This is a genomic window from Haloimpatiens massiliensis (genome assembly GCF_900184255.1).
GTDB classification, from domain to species: Bacteria; Bacillota; Clostridia; order Clostridiales; family Clostridiaceae; genus Haloimpatiens; species Haloimpatiens massiliensis.
In genome coordinates, this window is sequence record NZ_LT854640.1 from 342,643 (window position 1) to 362,601 (window position 19,959).

Below are 19,959 nucleotides of genomic sequence, written 5' to 3' on the forward strand. Positions count from 1 at the left end.
TGAATTATGAAATTTCTTTGGAATGACTTGCATAAAAAGCAAAGGAACTGTTTAAATTTATTGTTCCGAGCTCTTATGCAAGTCATGGAAGAGGAATTTCATAATTCCACCACAGTGTACCTTTTTATGGTTTAATCATGAAATAATATATTCATAAATATCTTCTCTTACAGGAGTGTGTAATTTATATTTAATTTCCACAGCAGTTTTATTAGTATTTTTCATCATAATGGTTTTGGGGTTTCCTGTAGCATTAATCTTTCCTAGATAATAAAACTCTTTTGATATTTTATCATCTTTATTCTTTCTAACAAATAAACTCATTTCAACTCCATCTTTTTCAGCATTATATGCTTGTACAACATCATCGGAATTTTCGGTTCTTCCTGATTTTGATAGTGCAATTAATTGAGAAGAGGATTGAAATCTATCTTCGTAATTTATGGAATCTACAACATCCTCAGATTTTTTGTAATTTATAAAAACGGGATAGGTTTTTGTTTTTTGATTAAATTTGTAACCTCCAATATTAAGAGGTACTTCACCCTTTTCCCATTCTAATAATCTGCATACATCTTCATAGGTATATTTTTGATATAGCTGAAAACTTGTATTCATATAGCGCTTGCTATAAAATTTTTTATATCTATTTATTCCGAAGTCTATTAATTCAACAACCATTTGTTTAAATGCTTCATTTTTAAGATTTTCTTTAAAGACTTTTGAGATTTGATAGTCTAAACCGAATTTTTCTAAAAAAATGCATTCTCTATAGGTTTTCTTACCAGAGCCGGTGGCAAACTGATTTGTAAGTACATTGACTATAGAGGTTTCTGTAGTATCCTTAAAGCTTATATCATATTCTTTTTTTAGAATATGCCTTAATTTGCACATTAAATTGAAATTATAATTCAATGCACATTTAATCATCTCTAGCTCATGAATTCGCTTTCCAGAAGCAAGTTTTTTTGAAATGAATTCTATGAATAATTCTTGTACAGTACTGAGCTCTGCATTGTATTCACTTTCATATTTTTTTAAAAACTTATGATAAGAACCTAAGTTTTTATTGTCAAAAATTCTTAAGGGATCAATAGATTCATATAAATCAAAGTCCTTTAGTTTAGGAATTCTACCTAATTTTTGTTTTAAACTATTATAACTCTCTTTAATAAGTTTCATATCATTAAAGTTAGCTTTATCAATAGATTCAAAAATACGATTTTTAGAAATTTCATCAAAATTTACAGTAGAGCAGCCTGGAATGACTCTATTTCCTTCCATAACATATCTTCTAATAGTATCTTTATTGTAGGTTCTATCCCCTGAAAGAGCTATTGGAATTAGAAAATTATTATTATAGTTTCCAACAAAGTCTATAATAACAACATATTCTTTACTATTATATTTCCTAAGGCCACGTCCTAATTGCTGTACAAAAATTATGGCTGATTTAGTAGGTCGTAACATGACCACTTGATTAACTGCTGGTATATCAACACCTTCATTGAAAATATCCACTGTGAAAATATAATCTAAACAGTTAATAGTTTCATCTTGTTCCAAGCGTTCAATAGCCTTTTCACGTTCATTTTGCGAATTTTCTCCTGTTAATGCCAATGTTTTAAATCCTCGTTCATTGAACTTATAAGATAATTCCCTAGCTTCTTTTTTATCGCTACAAAATATTAATCCTTTTACTCTATCTCCACAATATCCATAAAAATTAATTTTATCAATAATATGATTAACCCTTTCGTCAGCCACTAAATATTTAAAATCTGTATTATCATCTAAGTCATTGCCATCTATAGATATATCTGTGATTCCAAAATAGTGAAAAGGGCAAAGTAAATCTTCCTCTAAAGCCTGTTGAAGACGAATTTCGTATGCAATATTATAATCAAACATTTTAAAAATATTAAATTCATCATTTCTTTCTGGAGTAGCTGTCATACCTAATAAAAATTTAGGCTCAAAGTAATTCACTATTTTTTGGTAGCTCGCAGCACCGGCTTTATGGACCTCGTCTATAATAATATAGTCAAATTCATTTTGGGGAAAGTTTAGTAATACTTCATCTTTTGATAGAGTTTGTACTGTTGAAAATATAAATTCACTGTTTGAGTCTTTTGAAGTACCTGAAAGAATGCCCATGTTTTTAGTATCACCAAAAACATTTTTGTAGCTTTCCAAGGCTTGTTTTGCAATTTGTTCCCTATGTATAATAAATAATGCTCTTCTTGGATTAAAGTTTCTAACATCGAAGGCGGATAAATAAGTCTTACCTGTTCCTGTAGCTGAAATTAATAGAGCTCTTTTAGCGCCATTTTCTCTTACCTTATCTAAAGCTTGAATTGCGGATACCTGCATTTTATTTGGCTTTAGTGTATATTGTGAAACTCTTGGAACTTTACTTTTTCTAAAATATTCTCTTTGCTTTAGATATATTTTTTCATAGGTTTCAATCCAATCTAAAGTTAAATCATCAGCATCGATGGATTCAAATTCATTTAATACTCCTTCTGTCAAAGAGCCTTCCTCTAAAGAAGATACTTTGATATTCCATTCTTTATTTTTAGTTAGAGCAGTTTGAGTTAAATTAGAACTACCCACAATAAGTTTATAATGATCACTATGTTTAAAAATATATCCTTTAGTATGAAAGCTGTCTTTTAAGTATAGTTTAATATGAAGATTAGAAAATCCTAGAAGTTTTTTTAATGCCTTTGGTTCACTAAAGTTCAGATAATCTGTGGTTAAAATTTTACCTTTAACTCCTTTGCTCTCTAAGTATTTTAGTGTTTCTAAAAGAGGAGTTACACCACTACTTGTAATAAATGCCACAGATATCATAAATTCATTACATTTCATCAATTCTGAAGTAATATGGCTTAAAACTTTGCTGCCTTTATTATAATCATTTACAATAAGCTTGGGCCTTAAAGCTAAGTTAGAATCTACCAAGCTATTTACTAATCCTGTTTCATTTGCTTTTAAAATATCTTTGGCAATTTTAATATTATTATCATAGCTTACATCAATTGATTTAAAATCTATAATAGAATCTATAATTTCTTTATGATCTATTTTAGTTGAATTATTCATAGTAACACTTCCTTGATCTATAGATTTCAAAAATAAAATTAAACAATAATTACCTTGCCAACTATGTCCATATAAATTAAAATTCACCTGTTATTATAACATATACTATAGGATAATTATGACACAAAAAGTATTAAATTACTTGAATTATGAAATTTCTCTGGAATGAGTAGCATAAGAAGCCAAGGAATTATTTAAATTTAATTTTATAAATTCTTCTTTTAGATAGATAAAATTATCGTAAGCCTGGCAAGGACGCCAGGCTAGCGTACCTGAGGCAGGACGCTGAATGCGAGCGTTAGGTAATTTTATATGGCTAAAAGATTAGAATTCCTTAAATTAAATTTATTGTTTCGAGCTCTTATGCAAGTCATTGAGGAAAAATTTTATAATTCCAACACAGTATCCTTTAATGGTAAAAAACAGTGTTAGAAATATATGATATAATATAATAATAAATGGTAAAAACTAGTGAATTGTTTAAAGAAAAAGGTGTAATTAAATTTATTAGTGAAGAATATATGTAGTTGCAACATTTTATTGACAATGAAATGTCTACAACAAATTGGGATGAAATTGACATATGCTATTTAGAAAAAGTCTTAGTTACTAACTTAGCTAAGTAAGAAACTAAGAGATTTGCTTCATAAAGGTATGGGAGGCAGAAAGATATGATTCAGTTAAGGAGGGGTTTATGAAAAAGAGATTTAAGATAATATTATTTATAATAATTATAATCATAATACTATTATTAATAATAAAGAATTTTATAACAGTAAGCATAAAAAATGAATTTATAACAAAAGAACAGTGGAAGGAAGATATAGAGTATATAAGTAAGAATTTACCTAAGAAACATATTAATTTATTTTTTAAAATTGATAGAGAAAAGTTTTATAATTCTATAGAAAAATTGGAAAATGACTTGGAAAATCTAGATTCTTCTGAAATACAAGTAAGGATTATGGAAATTATATCCAGCGTAGGAGATTCGCATAGTACTATACGTAATTTTCAATCTAATATCATATATCCTATAAAAACTTATTGGTTTAAGGAATGTCTCTATGTTATTGAAGCTGATTTCCAATATAAAGAAATACTGGGTTGTAAAATATTAAGCATTAATAATGTTCCTATTGAAAATATTGTTAAGAATATAGATACATTAATACCTAATGAAAATAAATTCATGCTTAGGTTAAAAGAACCAGAATATCTGGTAGATCCTAAAGTTATGGAGTATTTTAAAGTTACAAAAGGCAATAATGAAATGAACTTTACACTTCAAGATTTAAATGGCGGAACGTTTAATACGAAAGTAATACCTAAGCGTACAAATGAAATAAAGTATTTGCCTTTAAGTGATTCTGTAAATATAAAACCTTTTTATAGTGAAAAGGAAGATGCATTTTGGTCTAAATATCTAGAAAATGAAAAAATACTTTATTGCCAGTTTAATTCCTGTAAAATTGGGACACCTAGCAAAAATGATATAAACTCAATAATAACTACAGTAAAAGAAAAAAAAGTAGAAAAGTTAATTGTAGATATGCGAAATAATTGTGGTGGAGTTTATACAGGAAAGAATAAATTTGTATCTAAAATAGCAAGTATTACAAATGAGAAATCACCAACCAAATTATACGTTATTGTGGGCAGAAGAACTTTTTCATCAGGAATTTTATATGTTTTAGAATTCCAAAAGTTAACTAATGCTAAATTTTTTGGTGAGCCAACTGGAGGAAAACCAATTCATTATGGTGATATGAGAAATATGACTTTACCGAACTCTAAATTAAATATAACTTACTCAACAAAATTTTTAAAAACTTCAACCAATGAAGCTGACACTTTTACACCAGATTTTATTATAGAACCTAGTATAAAAGACTATTTAAAAGGAATAGATCCTGTAATTGAGACCATAAAATCAAAACATTAGTAACCATAAAAATTATCTATCCTAAAATATCCCTTTTTCAGCAGTTCTCAGAATCATGTCATAATGGAGAAATAGATATGTTTCTTAATCATTAAACAATTATATATTGTTAATATATATAATGTAAGGTAAGCATTATATATAGCTTATTGAAATTAAATAGAGGATACAGAGTATGATTTTAAAATATTTAAAGAAAAATATGATTTTACCTACAAAAGAATTTCTTATAGATAAATATGCGTAAAAAACATACCAGTTACAAGTAAAAACTAACCACTTACTGTTGTTATATTTACAAGGAAAAAAATAGGTAATATAATAAAAATGTGGGGAGTGAAAATATGAAAATACGAATTGAAGTGGATAACAAAATCAAAGAAGATGAAGTTATTATTAGATGTAGTGAACTAAGTCAAGATGTTAAAAATATTCAAATTATACTTGATGATATGTTGTCACAGAAGAAGCATATAACTTTTTACAGAGGTGGTACTGAGTATTATATTTCCTTAGAAAAAATTTTATTTTTTGAAACTGAAAAAAATGGGATTTGTGCACATACCATTGACAATATATATAATGTGAAATATAAGCTTTATGAACTTGAAGAATTTTTACCAGGATATTTTATGAGAGTTTCAAAATCAACAATTTTAAATACAAATCATATTTACTCCATAACACGCAGCATATCATCATCAAGTAAGGTTGAATTTCAAAATACTCATAAACAGGTATATGTTTCAAGATATTATTATAAACCATTAAAAATTAAATTATTAGAAAAGGGGAAATGATATGAAAAAAGATGGGATTTTTTGGGGATTGATATTTATATTAGGAGGAGTTCTCTTGATTATAAATAAGCTTGGATACTTTCCTGATGTAAATGTGTTTAGTTTATTGTTAACAATTTTTTTAGTAGTAGTTATTGTGAAAAGTTTATTTACTCTTAATTTTTCAGGTATTTTATTCCCTATTGCATTTATTTGTATAATATATGATAAACAATTAGGGATAACAAAGATTACACCTTGGACTGTATTACTTGCAGCAGCACTTGGTAGTATTGGTCTTTCTATGATTTTTCATAAACGTACTAAAACGGTTAATTTTAAATGTCATTGTGAAGGCGATAAGTTTGAGAAAATCGATATAGAAGATGGAAGTTATGTTAGATTTAATAATTCATTTAGTGGTACTATAAAATATATAAATACAGATAAGTTTGAACAAGCGGATTTAAAGTGTTCTTTTGGAGCTATGAAGGTGTATTTTGATAATGCGGTCATGAGTAATAATAATGCTGTAGTTAGGATTAATGCTTCTTTTTCAGGAATAGAACTATATATACCTAAAAGTTGGAAGATTGAGAATAAAACTGATGTATTTTTAGCTTCCATTGAAGAAAAGAATAAAAACGATGAAATAACAACAAATACTTTAACATTAGTTGGTAACATTAATTTTTCAGGAGTAGAAATACTTTACATTTAATTAAAATTGTAAAGATGGAAAAATCACATATTTAGTATATCAACCAAGCATTTTCTGTATGAAAATAATTGCTAAAAAATTATATATTAGAGGGGAGTGTATATGTATGAAAGCAGCTTTTTTAATCATAGATATGCAGAATGGATGTCGTGAATTTTGTAAGTGTCAAAGGGAATTTGATGAGGCAGTGGAGTATATAAATGAGGTAGCTAAGTTGTTTAGAGAAAAAGAATTACCTGTTGTAAGAGTAATGGATATTGAAGTAGGGGATGGACCTGGTTCTAAAGGATTTGAATTTGTGGATTCTATTATTGCTAATGAAAATGATATTATAATTCATAAAGAGTATAATAATGCATTTTTTAAGACAGAACTTCATAATAAATTACAAGAACTTGAAGTTGACTTTGTGGTTATAAGTGGATTTGCAGCTGAATATTGCGTACTTTTCTCATATAATGGAGCAATAGAAATGGGATATGGAACATCACTGCTTCAAAATGGTATAGCAGGTGTTGAGTATGATGAAGTGAAAAAAATGCAGATAATAAGGCCAGTAGTTAGTATTGAGGTATTGGAATACTTTTTATAGCTTATGTTGCAACGTATTTTATTCCTAATTAACATTAAATAAATATTTTTATTGGTTAATCCATCCTTTACATACATTAACCCATTTTATTGGATTTGAATACTTTTCTAGTTCCATTATGCTTAATTCCACAGCACTGTTTCCGCTTCCTGCAGCTGGGTATACTGTAGAAAATCGTTTTATTGAAATATCAAGATAAACTTGAACTTTTTCATTTATGGCAAATGGACACACTCCACCTGGTGCATGACCGACTATTGTTTCTACTTCTTTAGCAGGAATCATTTTGGCTTTTTCATGGAATTCTTCTCTGTATTTTCTATTATCTATTTTAGCATCGCCCGCAACGACAATCAATATTCCTTTACTACCGACTAAAAATGAAAGAGTCTTTGCAATCCTTTCCGGCTCGCATCCAAGAGCTTCTGCCGCAAGTTCCACTGTTGCACTTGACTGTTCCAATTCCATTACTTTGTTTTCAATACCAAAGCTTTTAAAATATTCTTTTACTTTAGTAACTGACACTTTTTTAACCTCCCATGTTTTATTCATTCTTATATGCTCTCAGTATACAATAAGTTTATATATAAGTAAAACAATGTTTTCTAATTCATAAATTGCTGAAAATATCTCATCATTACCTAAGGCACATATATGGTATTTAGTATAAATCTTATTACTTGCCTTTTATGATTAATATACATAAATTCTATTTTATTATAGTCCAGTAATTTAAAATTAAAAGTCCTTATAAGATTATATATTAAGCCCCTAAATTAGTTTGGATAATTGTGTATGCATTTAATGTAATGTAGAAAGTAGTTAGGGGGAAGTTATGAAGAGTAAGATTTAGACAAAAAAATTAAAAGTGGAAATATCAATATTTAGCAAAACAGGAACAGTTCTATTGGCAAGTTGTTGTTATAATAAAATTATCCTATGGATAAGGGAAAGGTGGAGGTGACATTGAATTATAGGAAGGATATAGAGAAATGTATTAAATTTATTGAGGAGCATATTAAAGAAAATATTACTATTGAAGAAGTTGCTAATGAATCTGGATATTCTCCCTATCATTTTTGTAGGGTTTTTAGTTTATGTAAAGGCATGTCTGTTATGGAATATATTCGAAGGCGCAGATTGTCTTTAGCAACCGCAGAGTTATTCAAAGGTAGAAAAATTATTGATATTGCTTTGGAGTATGGGTTTGAAACACATAGTGGCTTTACTAGGGCATTTCGTAAAGTGTTTGGTTATAGTCCCACACAGTATATGATACGAATGAATGGATATTTGGATAAAAAAACAACATTTGAAATTGGGGGTGATATTATGAAGCCTGTTATTGTAAAAAGACCTGCATTTAAGGTTGCTGGTTATGGAATTAATATCAATATTACTGGAGTCACATATACAAAGGATATTGCATCTTTCTGGAGCAATTATAATGGTGAAAATTTAGAAAGTAAAATGTATAAAATTTTAAATCCACCTAAACATGCTGAAGTGGGATTGTGTGTTCCATTATCTGAAGATGGAAATGCAATATATCTTTTAGGTGTAATTGTTGATGACTTTTCAAAGGTAGAAGAAGATATGCTAACGGTAGAAGTTCCAGAAGCTGAGTATGCCGTTTTTACAACCACTCCTGTTGATACTACAAATGATAAAGAACAAAAGGGGTTTGCAAAGATTATTAAAGGAACGTGGAAATATATTTTTGAAGATTGGTTTAAAAACAGTGGATATATTTATGACGAAAATAAACTTGATTTTGAATTTTACGATGAACGTTGTCATTATAGAAAGGACACTGTTATGGATATTTATGTTCCTGTTAGAAAAGTGAAATAGAATTGAATACTTTTTTTATACTTAAAATAAGTATTTAGAATAAATCAAAGAAGAAAGGTGATAAAAGGTGTTAAGTTATTATGGGAGTTTGTGTTCAGAAGTATATGATATGGATAAGCCCATAGGTCATTCTTTTGGAGATGTAGAATTTTACATGAATAGATTAGAGTCATGCAAGGGAACTATTCTTGAACCCGCAACAGGAACTGGTCGTATATTAATTCCTCTTTTAGAAAAAGGATTAAATATTGATGGATTTGATAGTTCAAAAGATATGTTAAAGATATGTGAAAATAATTGTAAAAAAAGAGGCTTGAGCCCTAAACTTTTTGAGGCAAAGATGGAGTTTTTTTCACAAGATACAGAATATGATGCCATTATAGTGCCAACGGGAACGTTTCTTCTACTATATAAAAGAAAAGATTCAATAAAGGCATTAGAAAACTTTTATAGACATTTATCTAATGGTGGTAGATTAATTCTTGATATATTTTTACAAACGGATATTTCTATAGGTACAGTTTCCACAAAAACCTTGGAATGTTCTAATGGAGATATAATTACATTAGAAAATAAAATTGTAGAGGTTGACCATATAAATCAATATACTGTTTCTCATGGACGATATGAGAAATGGCGTGAAGGAGTACTTCTACAAACAGAATTAGAGTATTTTCCATTACGTTGGTATGGAGTAGAGGAGTTTAAATCAATACTTGAAAGTATAGGATTTAAAAATATTGTGATTTCTTCAGGTTATAAATTTGACCAGTATCCATCAAATTCTGAAGAAGTAATTACTTTTGAAGCTGTTGCTCTTAAATAGAAATATAATTACTAATTAGATATTTAATATAGTAATCAATCGAAAAAAATTTTTCTCCACTATGGGCTTTTTTGTAAGAGCCCCTAGGATGATAATGTAAGCTGAAAATTATTTTATGGAACTTATTAAACTGATATAAGCTAAGAATGCAATTAAGGTTATCAAAGGAATTCATCCATATGAAGAACCCCTAAGTAATATTATCCCACATCTTCATTTTCAATTTATGGACTCTCCAAATATATTAGAAGCAAACGGATTGCCAATAATGTTTCAGGATATAAGTATTAATTCAATTAATTTTAATTTGAATGAAGCTAATTCAATAGCGTTTTCCGATCTTTTATATGTTGATGTAAAATAAATAATAAAATACTCTAGGTGGTAAGATAGTAGTTGTAGATGAAATTTGTTTAATATATAACTCAACTTTCGCACATAAAATTTAAGGCGGAAGCCTTTAAAATAAACATATAAAGCAAAGAAACATTCCTTTTGGTATAATAGAATCATGACAAACATCACACCAAGGAAAGGAATGTTTCTTATGAATACTATTATATCAAATGATACTACTGATAAACAACTTAATTTTACTATAAATAGATTTTTTAAGGATAACAAAATTGGATACATACTTAAACAATGTAATTTTTCTAAAGAAAAAGGATTTTCCTGTATAAAAATATTTAAATATATCTTTATGCTTGTTTTTACTGGAAAAAACTTATTTAGAAACTTGGAATTTGGAAAAAATAATCAATTTTCAAAGGATACTATATATAGATTCCTTAACTCACCAAACTTCAATTGGAGAAAATTTCTGTTTTTACTTTCTTCATCAATCATAAAAAACATTATTGTGCCTCTTACTTCTGAAGATAGAGTTAATGTACTTGTAGTTGATGATTCTTTATACAGTAGATCTAGAAGTAAATCTGTTGAACTTCTTGCAAGAGTTCGTGATCATGTTGATCATAAATATATCAAGGGCTTTCGCCTTCTTACTCTTGGCTGGTCAGATGGCAACACTTTTTTACCACTTGCGTTCACTCTACTTTCTTCCGAAAAGGAGAAAAACAGACTTTGCTCAGAAAATCACAATATTGATAAAAGAACTAATGGATCTAAACTCCGTAAGGAGGCTATTTTAAAGTCACCCGAAGTTATGATTAGTTTACTTAAACAAGTTTCAAAATATGCTATTCCTGCTTCATATGTTCTTTTTGACAGCTGGTTTACGTACCCAAAAACTCTTATACAGATTTTAGAACTCAAACTTAATACTATTGCCATGGTTAAAGCAATGCCAAGGGTTTACTACAATTACAATGGTAAATTATTGAACCTTAAAGATCTTTACGCTGCTTTAAGAAAAAGGCGTGGTAAGGCCAAAATTCTCTCTTCTGCTATTGTAGGTATTGGCTCTGACAAAAATGGTAATGAAGTAAAAGCAAAAATTGTATTTGTAAGGGACAGAAACAGAAGTAGAAAATGGCTTGCTTTAATTTCAACCAATATATCCTTAGATGATAACGAGATAGTAAGAATTTATGGAAAACGTTGGGATATAGAGGTTTTCTTTAAAATGAACAAGTCCTTTCTAAAACTCGCTAAAGAGTTTCAAGGGCGTTCTTATGATTCCATGGTTTCACATACTTCTATAGTTTTTACTAGGTATATTATGCTTACTTTAGAAAGTCGTAAGAATAATGATGTCAGAACTATCGGTGGATTTTTTTATCAATGTTGTGATGAACTTCAAGATGTTAAGTTTTGTGAAGTAATGAATCTTATTATAGATATTTTAAAAAATGTATTAACTGAAAAACTTCTTCTTTCAAAAGACATTATTGACTCAATAATAGATAGTTTTATTGCTGCTTTACCTTGTTATATCAAGGAGAAGTTAGTCTTTTTGTCCTGCGAAAGTTGAGTATATAATTAATTATTTATAATTTATATTAGTATAATATATTAAAAAATAATAATTTATTTTTATAATATGTTTACAGTGATGTATTTATGTAAGCGTTGACGATGAAAGTTATAATGTAGTATAATACAGATGTAAGATACGGATTGTAATAGCACTTAGCTTGCTACACAAAACCTATTTACAGATATTTTTGTTATATCTGGAGATAGGTTTTTTTGTTTTGGGGGAGGAATTTTATGGTAATAAATAAGATTTTAAACAATAATGCAGTCATAACATTTGATGATAAAGGAAAAGAAATAATTATAATGGGAAAGGGAATAGCCTATGGTAGGAGAAATGGTGATGCTATTGAACAAAGTAAAGTTACTAAAAAATTTATTTTAAGTTCCATGGAATATCCCAACCATCTTGTTGATATTTTAAGTAGTATTCCTACGGAATGTATTGAACTTTGCTATGACATTGTACAATATGCAAAGCAGAAATTATCTATGAAACTTGATGATTCCTTGTATATTTCCTTGATGGACCATATAAGTACTAGTATTGAACGCTATAATAAAGGAATTACACTAAAGAATAAGTTATTATGGGAAATCAAACATTTTTATAAAAATGAATATGAGATTGGACTATATGGAATTGCTATGATTAAAAAAATTTATGGTTTAACCATGTATGAAGATGAAGCTGGATTTATTGCACTCCATATTGTCAGTGCTGAAGTCAGCAATAATATTCATGATGTATATGAGATAACTGGATTTATACAAAATATTATAAATATTGTTAAATATCACTTTAAGCGTAATTTTGATACTGATTCACATAATTATTATCGTTTTATTACTCATTTAAAATTTTTTGGACATAGAGTTTTTTCAAAAAAATCTAATAAAAATGACGATCTTAATAATAATCTGTTGGACATTATAAAAGAAAAATACAAGGAACCGTATTTATGCAGCTTGAAGATAAAACAATTTATTGAAAAAAAGTATTATTATTATTTAGATGATGATGAAGTCCTATATCTTACAATACATATTACAAAGCTTATAAGTGATAAATAAATTAAGACAAGTTATAAAAGTAAATAGCTTATTAAAACTTTTATTTTAGTTTATAAATTGAATAACAAAATAGAGGGGGTGATTGTAAAAAAAGAAAATATTTATTGTTGGGTAGTAACATTAAGTTGGCTAAACCTTCATTTTATAAAATAGGAAATGGAGGAATTTAAAATGAATTATGAAAAAATGGCTAGTGAAATTTTAAAAGCTGTAGGAGGAGAGAATAATATTAATTCTCTAGTTCATTGTGCAACAAGATTAAGATTTAATCTTAATTCTGAATCAAAGGCTGATGATGAAAAAGTTAAGGCAATTAATGGGGTATTATCTTTAGTAAAAAAGGGAGGACAATATCAATTAGTAATCGGTAATGATGTAGACAAAGTCTATAAAGAAATAATGAAAGTTACTAATTTAGATTCATCAAAGGACAATAAGAGTAAGGAAAAGGACGGGATTATAAATAGAGTTCTGTCAGTTATTACTGGATCAATTGCACCAATGATTCCATTACTTGCAGGAGCAGGAATGGGAAAAGTATTACTTTTAATTTTAAGTTTAGTTGGAGTTTTAGATAAATCATCTCAAACATATACTATGTTAAAATTTATTTTTGATACGGGTTTCTATTTTATGCCGGTATTTGTTGGCTTTTCAGCGGCAAAAATATTTAAATGTAATAGATATTTGGGAGCATTTATTTGTCTATCAATGCTTCATCCAAAGTGGATTTCATTAGTAGCTGCAGGAAAACCTGTATACTTTCTAGGAATACCACTATCATTAGTAAGTTATTCTTCACAGCTTGTAACTGCTATTTTAATTGTATGGATAATGTCTTATATTGAGAAATATGTTTATAAGTACGTTCCAGAAATGATTAAAGTGTTTATGGCACCATTGCTAGTTATATTAATCACTGCACCATTAGGATTTATTATAATTGGACCAATAGGTAATTACATTGCACAATTAGTTGCGGATATTGTAATGTTTGTTCAGCAACATTTTGGCATTGTTGCTATTCCAATTTTAGCAGCTGTATATCCATGGTTAGTATCCATAGGTATGCATAAAGCATTAAGTCCAATTTGTGTTATGCTCATCGAACAAAATGGTTTTGACCCTGTTACACGTGTTATTGCATTATGCTCTAATATTTCTCAGGCTGCGGCATCACTTGCAGTATCATTAAAGACTAAAAATAAAGAATTTAGACAAATTGCATTTTCATCAAGTGTTACAGCATTTTTAGGAGGAATTACTGAACCAGCAATGTATGGTGTTAATCTTAAATTAAAAAAGCCAATGTATGCTTGTATGATTGGCGGAGCAACAGCAGGATTATTTGCTGGAATAGTTCAATTAAAGGCTTTCGTCTATGTAACACCAGGATTATTGAGTTTACCAATGTGGGTATCTCAAGGTACTAACAATTTAATATATGCTATCATTACATTAACTATATCTGCAGTAGTAACATTTATTGCTACATTAATTATTGGGTTTGATGACCCAGTTGAAGAGAATAAAGAAGAACAGAAAAAAGTTATAGAAAAAACAGGTTATGAGAATATTTTAACACCAGTAAAAGGAGTGACTGTTCCCTTAAAGGATGTTGCTGATGAAACTTTCTCAAGTGGAGTAATGGGTGCTGGAATAGGAATTATTCCTAGTGAAGGCAAAGTATATGCTCCAGGAGATGGTGTGATTAGTGCCTGCTTTCATACAGGTCATGCTATTGGAATGACTATAAATGATGTAGAAGTATTAATTCATGTAGGAATAGATACGGTATCTTTAGATGGAAAGTATTTTAACTTATTGGTTCAACAAGGGCAAAATGTTAAGAAAGGTGATTTACTATTGGAATTTGATATTGATAAAATAAAAGATGCGGGATATGATTTAACAACAAGTGTAATTATAACCAATAGTAATGATTATATGGATGTATTGCCAACTAATAAGAATAAAGTTGACATAGAAGATGTTTTATTGACAGCAATTTAGGGGGGATTAATATGATATATGCTGATTTGCACGTGCATACAAACCACAGTGATGGTATTTGTGAAATTGCTAATGTTCTTGATATGGCAAAAAAGAAAGGAATAAAGGCATTAGCTATTACTGATCATGATACAGTTGACCAATTTGATGAAATTAAGAAACTAGGCGATAAAATGGATCTTGAGGTAATAAAAGGTGTAGAAATGAGCTGTTATGATTATGATGTATTTAAAAAGGTTCATATTGTTGGACTATGGCTTAATGAAAATACCCCACACATTAAAAAGTTATGTGATAAGACTTTAAAATGTCGAGATAATTATCATAGAGACTTAATAAAGGAATTGTCTCAAAAAGGGTATGATATTACTTATGAAGATGCTAAAAAATATTCCAAATACAGTATTGTCTTTAAAATGAATATTTTTCAAGCTCTAAAGGAGAAATATACATATGAGATGACAAAGGAAAAATACAAGGAACTTTTTGCTTCAAAGACATCAAAGGAAACTGATTTAAAGATGGGATATACTCCTGTAATGAAAGGGATTGAAGCAATAAAAAAAGATGGTGGTATACCAATTATTGCTCACCCATGTCAATATAATAATTATGATGAGATTGAAAAATATGTTGAATATGGATTAAAAGGAATTGAAATAAATCATTCTAAGATGAAGAAAATAGATTACGAAAAAACATTAAATTTGGCAGCTAGATATAACTTAGCTAAAAGCGGAGGCAGTGACTTTCATGACCCTGATTTAATTGAATTTGGGTGTTTTGGTTTAACAAAAGAGCAGTATGAAGAATTAAAGCATTGGCCTAAATAATTAACTTATATGATGAAAGTGCATTAGAATAGAAATATTTTATAGATTTTTTAACAGATATAAAAGTAGATTCGAATGAATCTACTTTTATCATAAACATATGAGCTAGGACAAAAAAGGCATTGTGATGTTGAAGCGGACATTTAAAATCTCATATCCGACGGCGATGAAGTAGGTACTTCCTATCCATAAAAATGCATGTAAAATTATTTAAAATCCTTTTTAATTAGTTCTATGTAAGTATCGATAACTTTGTAAAAAGAATCGATATCTTCAATAGTACATTTCTTTAGTAAATCATCTAATGTTTTGGCAATATCAATAGTGTCATATAATTTGTGAGCTTGACTTAATTTTAAACCTTCTTCAGTTACCTTGAGAAGAATAGTTTTTGCATTATCCTCTTTTTGATAACGAGTTACAAATCCACGTTCCACTAAGCGGCTTACGGTTTTTGAAATTGCTCCTTTAGTGCGATTCCAATATTTTGAAAGTTCAGTTACAGTTGTTCCAGGGTTGTCGCCAATAAAAGTTAATATATGTGCTGGATTAGGATGTTATTTTGCAATTTTAATGGGTCAGAACGGAAAACAGTTAGTGGGACCATTGTCTAGGGCCATGATCATATACATGGTTATAGTTGCCATTTATTATATGCTTTCAAATACTATATTTGCTTATATTGGAGCAGGTAAAAAAGGTGTTCGAGCTTATTGGAAAACTGCAATTACACCATGTTTAACAGCTCTTGGAACTTGCTCTAGTGCTGCATGTATTCCAGTAAATTTAAAAGCTGCAAAGGAAATAGGTATACCTGATGATATAAGTGATATTACAATTCCTATGGGAGCCAATTTACATAAAGATGGAGCATGTATTATAACAATTTTAAAAATTGCATTTATGTGTTCTGTATTTAATGTACCCTTTACAACACCTAAAAATATTGTTATTGCAGTAATTGTAGCGGTAGTTGCTTCAACTGTTATGGGAGCTATACCAGCTGGTGGGTATGTAGGAGAAATATTTATTGTTTCAGCATTTGGCTTCCCGGCTGTTTCAATACCAATTATGGTTTTGATCGGAACAATCACAGATGCTCCTGCTACTGCAATTAATGTAACTGGTGATACGGGTGTTGCCATGATTGTAGCACGATTTGTTGAAGGAAAAAGATGGTTTGAAAATAAGTAAAAGTGAAATATACATTTGTTTTTAATAACTTTTAACTTTATCGAATCTAAGGTTTTATAACATAAACTGGAGGTTTATGTTTGCTAAATATAACATTTTGAATGATTGAGCTGATTCATACCTGCAATTTTATGTTGCTAGTATGAATCAGCATTTTTATAATTAATTATTATTTAAATATTTTCTAATATATTTACCTCAACTACTGGTTTAGTTATATAAAAATACAAGTTATTGAATATAAAACTGGCGTAAACTATAATTAAGTTGATTCATGAATCAACTTAATTATAGTTGGAGGATAAATTTATGTCTATTGAAATTGGAAAACAAATAAAAAATTTACGTATAGAAAAAGGAGTTACTCAGGAGGAGCTAGCAAAGCATTTAGGTATTTCTTATCAAGCGGTGTCTAAATGGGAAAATAATATTACATCACCGGATATTGAGTTATTGCCAAAGCTTTCAGTTTACTTTGGAGTTACTATTGATGAGTTATTTGTTATACCCTCTGAAGTTCAGATAGAAAGAATAGGAAATATGATTTATAACGAAAGGATAATAAGTCCAGAAGTATTTAATTATGCTGTGAATTTTCTTGAAAATACCCTTAAGGATGAGCCTGAAAAATCCGAAGCGTATTTCCTTTTAGGGGAACTTTATAATCATAGGGCTGAAAATGATCATAAAAAAGCAGCCATTTATATAAAAGAGGCTTTAAAATATGAACCTTATGAAAAGGATTATCACGGTGCACTTATTCATGCAGAAAATGGTGTATTTGGTGATGAATATTATAATAGGCATGATGGTTTAATTAAATATTATGAAGAATTTACAAGAGAGCATCCAAATTATTGGAGCGGGCATTTATTTTATTTGGATCAATTAATTAGGGATGGGCATTACGATAAGGCTAGGGATACATTAAAGAAGGTGAAGAAGATTGAGCATACCTCACTAGATTTTATGTATGAAGGAGACATTGAATTTCAGTTAGGTCATAGGGAGAGTGCTATAAAGTTATGGGATCAAGGAGTAAATGAATTCCCATCAGATTGGAAGGCCTATATTTCTCATGGTGATCGTATGGTAAGAGTGGGATATTATGAAAAAGCACTTAGAGATTATGAAAAGTCTGTGCAATTACAGGAGAAACCACGTCTTGTAGATCCACTTGAATTTATGGCATGGATATATGAGCTTCTAGGAAAGTATAAGAATGCTGTTGAAGCTTTGAAGAGAGAGATTTCCATCCTTCAAGAGGAGCACAATATTTCCTCAGGCGAAATGATAGATAAACCAAAAAGAGAAATAGAAAGGCTTAAAAAATATTATGAAAAAGTATCTCTATGAAATAAAACATTTAATACTTTTAAATGTAATTTGTGATCTACTAGCTACTATAGCTTTAGCTAATATTCCTTATTTAACCAAAAAGCTATTTGATTCTATTGGAAATTCTGATGAAACATATTTAGGAATTCTAATTTTAATATATATTGGATGTAATGTTTTAAATTTGGGTCTTTCCTATATGGAAAATTTATTGAATTTTAAACTGGGTATTGCTTTTGAAGTAAGTTTAAAAAAAGACTTCTTTAGAACTATAACTAATTATAGCTACAAGAGATTTTCAGCTAAAGACGTGGGAGAATACATTTCTCTTCAAGGTAATGAGATAACTCAGCTTGAGATGGACTATCTTACTCCTTTTATAGATATAATTAAATCTATCAATATATTTATTGTGTATGGAGTTATGTTTTTCGCTTTTATTGATTGGCGTATTGCATTAGTAATGCTTTTTTCCTCTATAATAGCTACTTTAATTGCGCCTAATCTTACTGCTAAAAAATTATCTTTAAGAAGAAAAGTGTATTTAGATAATATGGGCCTTTATGTGTCTAAAATAAAAGACCTTTTAGAAGGTTTTAAGTTAATTAAGAGCAAAACGAGAAATAATATTTTTAATGAGCAGGAAAAAATTCTTAAGGATACAGCCGAATATAGATTTCAGTACGGTAAATTAAAGTCATTTGCTTTAGTTATTAATGGAGCTTTTATATATTTATTACACATAATTTCCTTTGCTATGGTGGGGTATTTACTTATAAAAAAGGAAATCACCATAGGTACAGCAGTGGCTACTTTTGGCTATATAGAGTGCTTTATAAGTCCCATGGAGTCACTGATTTATGATATAAATACTATAAAGTCAACTAAAAGCATTAAGCTTAAAGTTTTGGAGTTTTTAAGAATTAATGAAAATTACAAAGACTTGATGGTTAAAAAAGAATTTAATTCTCATATAGAATTTAAAAATGTAACTGTAAATTATGAGAACTTTTCTTTGAAAGATTTCAGCTACAGATTTGAAAAAAATAAGAAGTACGCAATAATTGGGCACAGTGGCTCAGGAAAATCCACTATAATTAATGCTTTAATGAGATATGTGGAATTAAATAAGGGGAATATTTATATAGATGATGAAAAGCTAGAGGATTTAGATACCTCTTATATAATTCATAATGTAAATCAGCAGGAGCATATATTTGCTAGCGGGTATAAAAACAATGTGACAATCTTTAATTCATTTCCTTTTAATAAGGTTAGTTTTCTAGAAAATGTTTTAGATAAAAATATGCTAAATTCTATAGCTGAAAAATCAAATTGCCAAGATTTAAGTGGCGGAGAAAAACAGGTTTTAGCTATCTATAGAATGTGTTTGGCTGATGCATCTATTTGCCTTATGGATGAAGTGTTTTCTGCAACGGATATGAATATTACTAATAAGTTGGAAAGGTTCTTATTATCAATGGAAGATAAAACCATGATTATGATAACTCATAAATTATCGGAACAATTGAGATACTTTGATGAAATTCTTCTAATGGAAAACGGAAAGCTTGTACAAAGTGGTACCTATGAAGAGATTTGTGAGTCCATGGAATATAAAAAATTGCGAAATGCTTCTTAAAGGTTTTAAAGGTAGTAATCAATAAAGTGTCTATCTAGCTGCATTTTTATTTTATTAAAATTATACTGTGATTAAACCACATTGTACCCTTTTGTGGTT

General features: G+C 28.8%; 16 protein-coding genes. 13 read left to right on the forward strand and 3 right to left on the reverse strand.

What is annotated here, in order from left to right; translation table 11 throughout:
• Positions 1-135: 135 nt before the first annotated feature.
• The gene (locus C1715_RS09815) at positions 136-3,108 is read right to left on the reverse strand and encodes a DEAD/DEAH box helicase (protein ID WP_102400318.1); all 2,973 of its coding nucleotides are present in this window, start codon (positions 3,106-3,108) and stop codon (positions 136-138) included.
• Between the two features lie 694 nt (positions 3,109-3,802).
• On the opposite strand from C1715_RS09815, the gene C1715_RS09820 reads away from it, so the two are divergent.
• From C1715_RS09820 to C1715_RS09835, 4 genes are all read left to right on the forward strand, one after another.
• The gene (locus C1715_RS09820; protein ID WP_102400319.1) at positions 3,803-5,053 is read left to right on the forward strand and encodes a S41 family peptidase; all 1,251 of its coding nucleotides are present in this window, start codon (positions 3,803-3,805) and stop codon (positions 5,051-5,053) included.
• 344 nt (positions 5,054-5,397) lie between these two features.
• Positions 5,398-5,853 carry a LytTR family DNA-binding domain-containing protein gene (locus tag C1715_RS09825; RefSeq protein WP_102400320.1) on the forward strand — a complete coding sequence of 152 codons (456 nt, stop codon included), beginning with the start codon at positions 5,398-5,400 and terminating at the stop codon, positions 5,851-5,853.
• Position 5,854: 1 nt separating this feature from the next.
• Positions 5,855-6,553 (forward strand): LiaF transmembrane domain-containing protein, encoded by a 699-nt coding sequence (locus C1715_RS09830; protein WP_035287766.1) that lies wholly within the window; start codon positions 5,855-5,857, stop codon positions 6,551-6,553.
• Between the two features lie 106 nt (positions 6,554-6,659).
• Positions 6,660-7,145 carry a cysteine hydrolase family protein gene (locus C1715_RS09835; protein ID WP_180964047.1) on the forward strand — a complete coding sequence of 162 codons (486 nt, stop codon included), beginning with the start codon at positions 6,660-6,662 and terminating at the stop codon, positions 7,143-7,145.
• A 48-nt stretch (positions 7,146-7,193) separates the two neighbouring features.
• On the opposite strand, the gene C1715_RS09840 is transcribed toward C1715_RS09835, so the two are convergent.
• Positions 7,194-7,670 (reverse strand): YbaK/EbsC family protein, encoded by a 477-nt coding sequence (locus C1715_RS09840; RefSeq protein ID WP_102400322.1) that lies wholly within the window; start codon positions 7,668-7,670, stop codon positions 7,194-7,196.
• A gap of 441 nt (positions 7,671-8,111) precedes the next feature.
• Here C1715_RS09840 and C1715_RS09845 point away from each other — a divergent pair, with 441 nt between their 5' ends.
• The 6 genes from C1715_RS09845 to C1715_RS09870 all read left to right on the forward strand — a co-directional run bounded on the left by C1715_RS09845 (position 8,112) and on the right by C1715_RS09870 (position 15,686).
• The gene (locus C1715_RS09845; protein WP_102400323.1) at positions 8,112-8,999 is read left to right on the forward strand and encodes an AraC family transcriptional regulator; all 888 of its coding nucleotides are present in this window, start codon (positions 8,112-8,114) and stop codon (positions 8,997-8,999) included.
• Positions 9,000-9,087: 88 nt separating this feature from the next.
• Positions 9,088-9,825: a class I SAM-dependent methyltransferase gene (locus C1715_RS09850; RefSeq protein ID WP_242971939.1), complete on the forward strand. Its 738-nt coding sequence runs from the start codon at positions 9,088-9,090 to the stop codon at positions 9,823-9,825.
• A gap of 547 nt (positions 9,826-10,372) precedes the next feature.
• The gene (locus C1715_RS09855) at positions 10,373-11,761 is read left to right on the forward strand and encodes an IS4 family transposase (protein WP_102398663.1); all 1,389 of its coding nucleotides are present in this window, start codon (positions 10,373-10,375) and stop codon (positions 11,759-11,761) included.
• Positions 11,762-12,000: 239 nt separating this feature from the next.
• A complete protein-coding gene (gene licT, locus C1715_RS09860; protein ID WP_102400325.1) occupies positions 12,001-12,840 on the forward strand; it encodes a BglG family transcription antiterminator LicT in 840 nt (279 codons plus the stop codon).
• A gap of 171 nt (positions 12,841-13,011) precedes the next feature.
• Positions 13,012-14,853 carry a PTS beta-glucoside transporter subunit IIBCA gene (locus C1715_RS09865; protein ID WP_102400326.1) on the forward strand — a complete coding sequence of 614 codons (1,842 nt, stop codon included), beginning with the start codon at positions 13,012-13,014 and terminating at the stop codon, positions 14,851-14,853.
• A gap of 11 nt (positions 14,854-14,864) precedes the next feature.
• A complete protein-coding gene (locus C1715_RS09870) occupies positions 14,865-15,686 on the forward strand; it encodes a PHP domain-containing protein (RefSeq protein WP_102400327.1) in 822 nt (273 codons plus the stop codon).
• 206 nt (positions 15,687-15,892) lie between these two features.
• On the opposite strand, the gene C1715_RS09875 is transcribed toward C1715_RS09870, so the two are convergent.
• Complete coding sequence (locus C1715_RS09875; protein WP_102400328.1) at positions 15,893-16,225, reverse strand: MarR family transcriptional regulator; 333 nt, start codon at positions 16,223-16,225, stop codon at positions 15,893-15,895.
• On the opposite strand from C1715_RS09875, the gene C1715_RS09880 reads away from it, so the two are divergent.
• From C1715_RS09880 to C1715_RS09890, 3 genes are all read left to right on the forward strand, one after another.
• Positions 16,158-16,880: a dicarboxylate/amino acid:cation symporter gene (locus tag C1715_RS09880; RefSeq protein WP_242971940.1), complete on the forward strand. Its 723-nt coding sequence runs from the start codon at positions 16,158-16,160 to the stop codon at positions 16,878-16,880. The genes C1715_RS09875 and C1715_RS09880 overlap by 68 nt on opposite strands.
• Positions 16,881-17,189: 309 nt before the next feature.
• On the forward strand, positions 17,190-18,236 hold the full coding sequence (locus C1715_RS09885; RefSeq protein ID WP_102400330.1) for a helix-turn-helix domain-containing protein: 1,047 nt from the start codon (positions 17,190-17,192) through the stop codon (positions 18,234-18,236).
• Positions 18,217-19,860 carry an ABC transporter transmembrane domain-containing protein gene (locus tag C1715_RS09890; RefSeq protein WP_102400331.1) on the forward strand — a complete coding sequence of 548 codons (1,644 nt, stop codon included), beginning with the start codon at positions 18,217-18,219 and terminating at the stop codon, positions 19,858-19,860. The genes C1715_RS09885 and C1715_RS09890 overlap by 20 nt, the downstream gene beginning before the upstream one ends.
• The last annotated feature ends 99 nt before the right edge of the window (positions 19,861-19,959 follow it).

Coding starts and splice junctions, on each gene's coding strand:
- C1715_RS09815 (WP_102400318.1), bottom strand. CDS start 3,108: ATGAATAATTCAACTAAAATAGATCATAAAGAAATTATAGATTCTATT.
- C1715_RS09820 (WP_102400319.1), top strand. CDS start 3,803: ATGAAAAAGAGATTTAAGATAATATTATTTATAATAATTATAATCATA.
- C1715_RS09825 (WP_102400320.1), top strand. CDS start 5,398: ATGAAAATACGAATTGAAGTGGATAACAAAATCAAAGAAGATGAAGTT.
- C1715_RS09830 (WP_035287766.1), top strand. CDS start 5,855: ATGAAAAAAGATGGGATTTTTTGGGGATTGATATTTATATTAGGAGGA.
- C1715_RS09835 (WP_180964047.1), top strand. CDS start 6,660: ATGAAAGCAGCTTTTTTAATCATAGATATGCAGAATGGATGTCGTGAA.
- C1715_RS09855 (WP_102398663.1), top strand. CDS start 10,373: ATGAATACTATTATATCAAATGATACTACTGATAAACAACTTAATTTT.
- licT (WP_102400325.1), top strand. CDS start 12,001: ATGGTAATAAATAAGATTTTAAACAATAATGCAGTCATAACATTTGAT.
- C1715_RS09865 (WP_102400326.1), top strand. CDS start 13,012: ATGAATTATGAAAAAATGGCTAGTGAAATTTTAAAAGCTGTAGGAGGA.
- C1715_RS09870 (WP_102400327.1), top strand. CDS start 14,865: ATGATATATGCTGATTTGCACGTGCATACAAACCACAGTGATGGTATT.
- C1715_RS09885 (WP_102400330.1), top strand. CDS start 17,190: ATGTCTATTGAAATTGGAAAACAAATAAAAAATTTACGTATAGAAAAA.
- C1715_RS09890 (WP_102400331.1), top strand. CDS start 18,217: ATGAAAAAGTATCTCTATGAAATAAAACATTTAATACTTTTAAATGTA.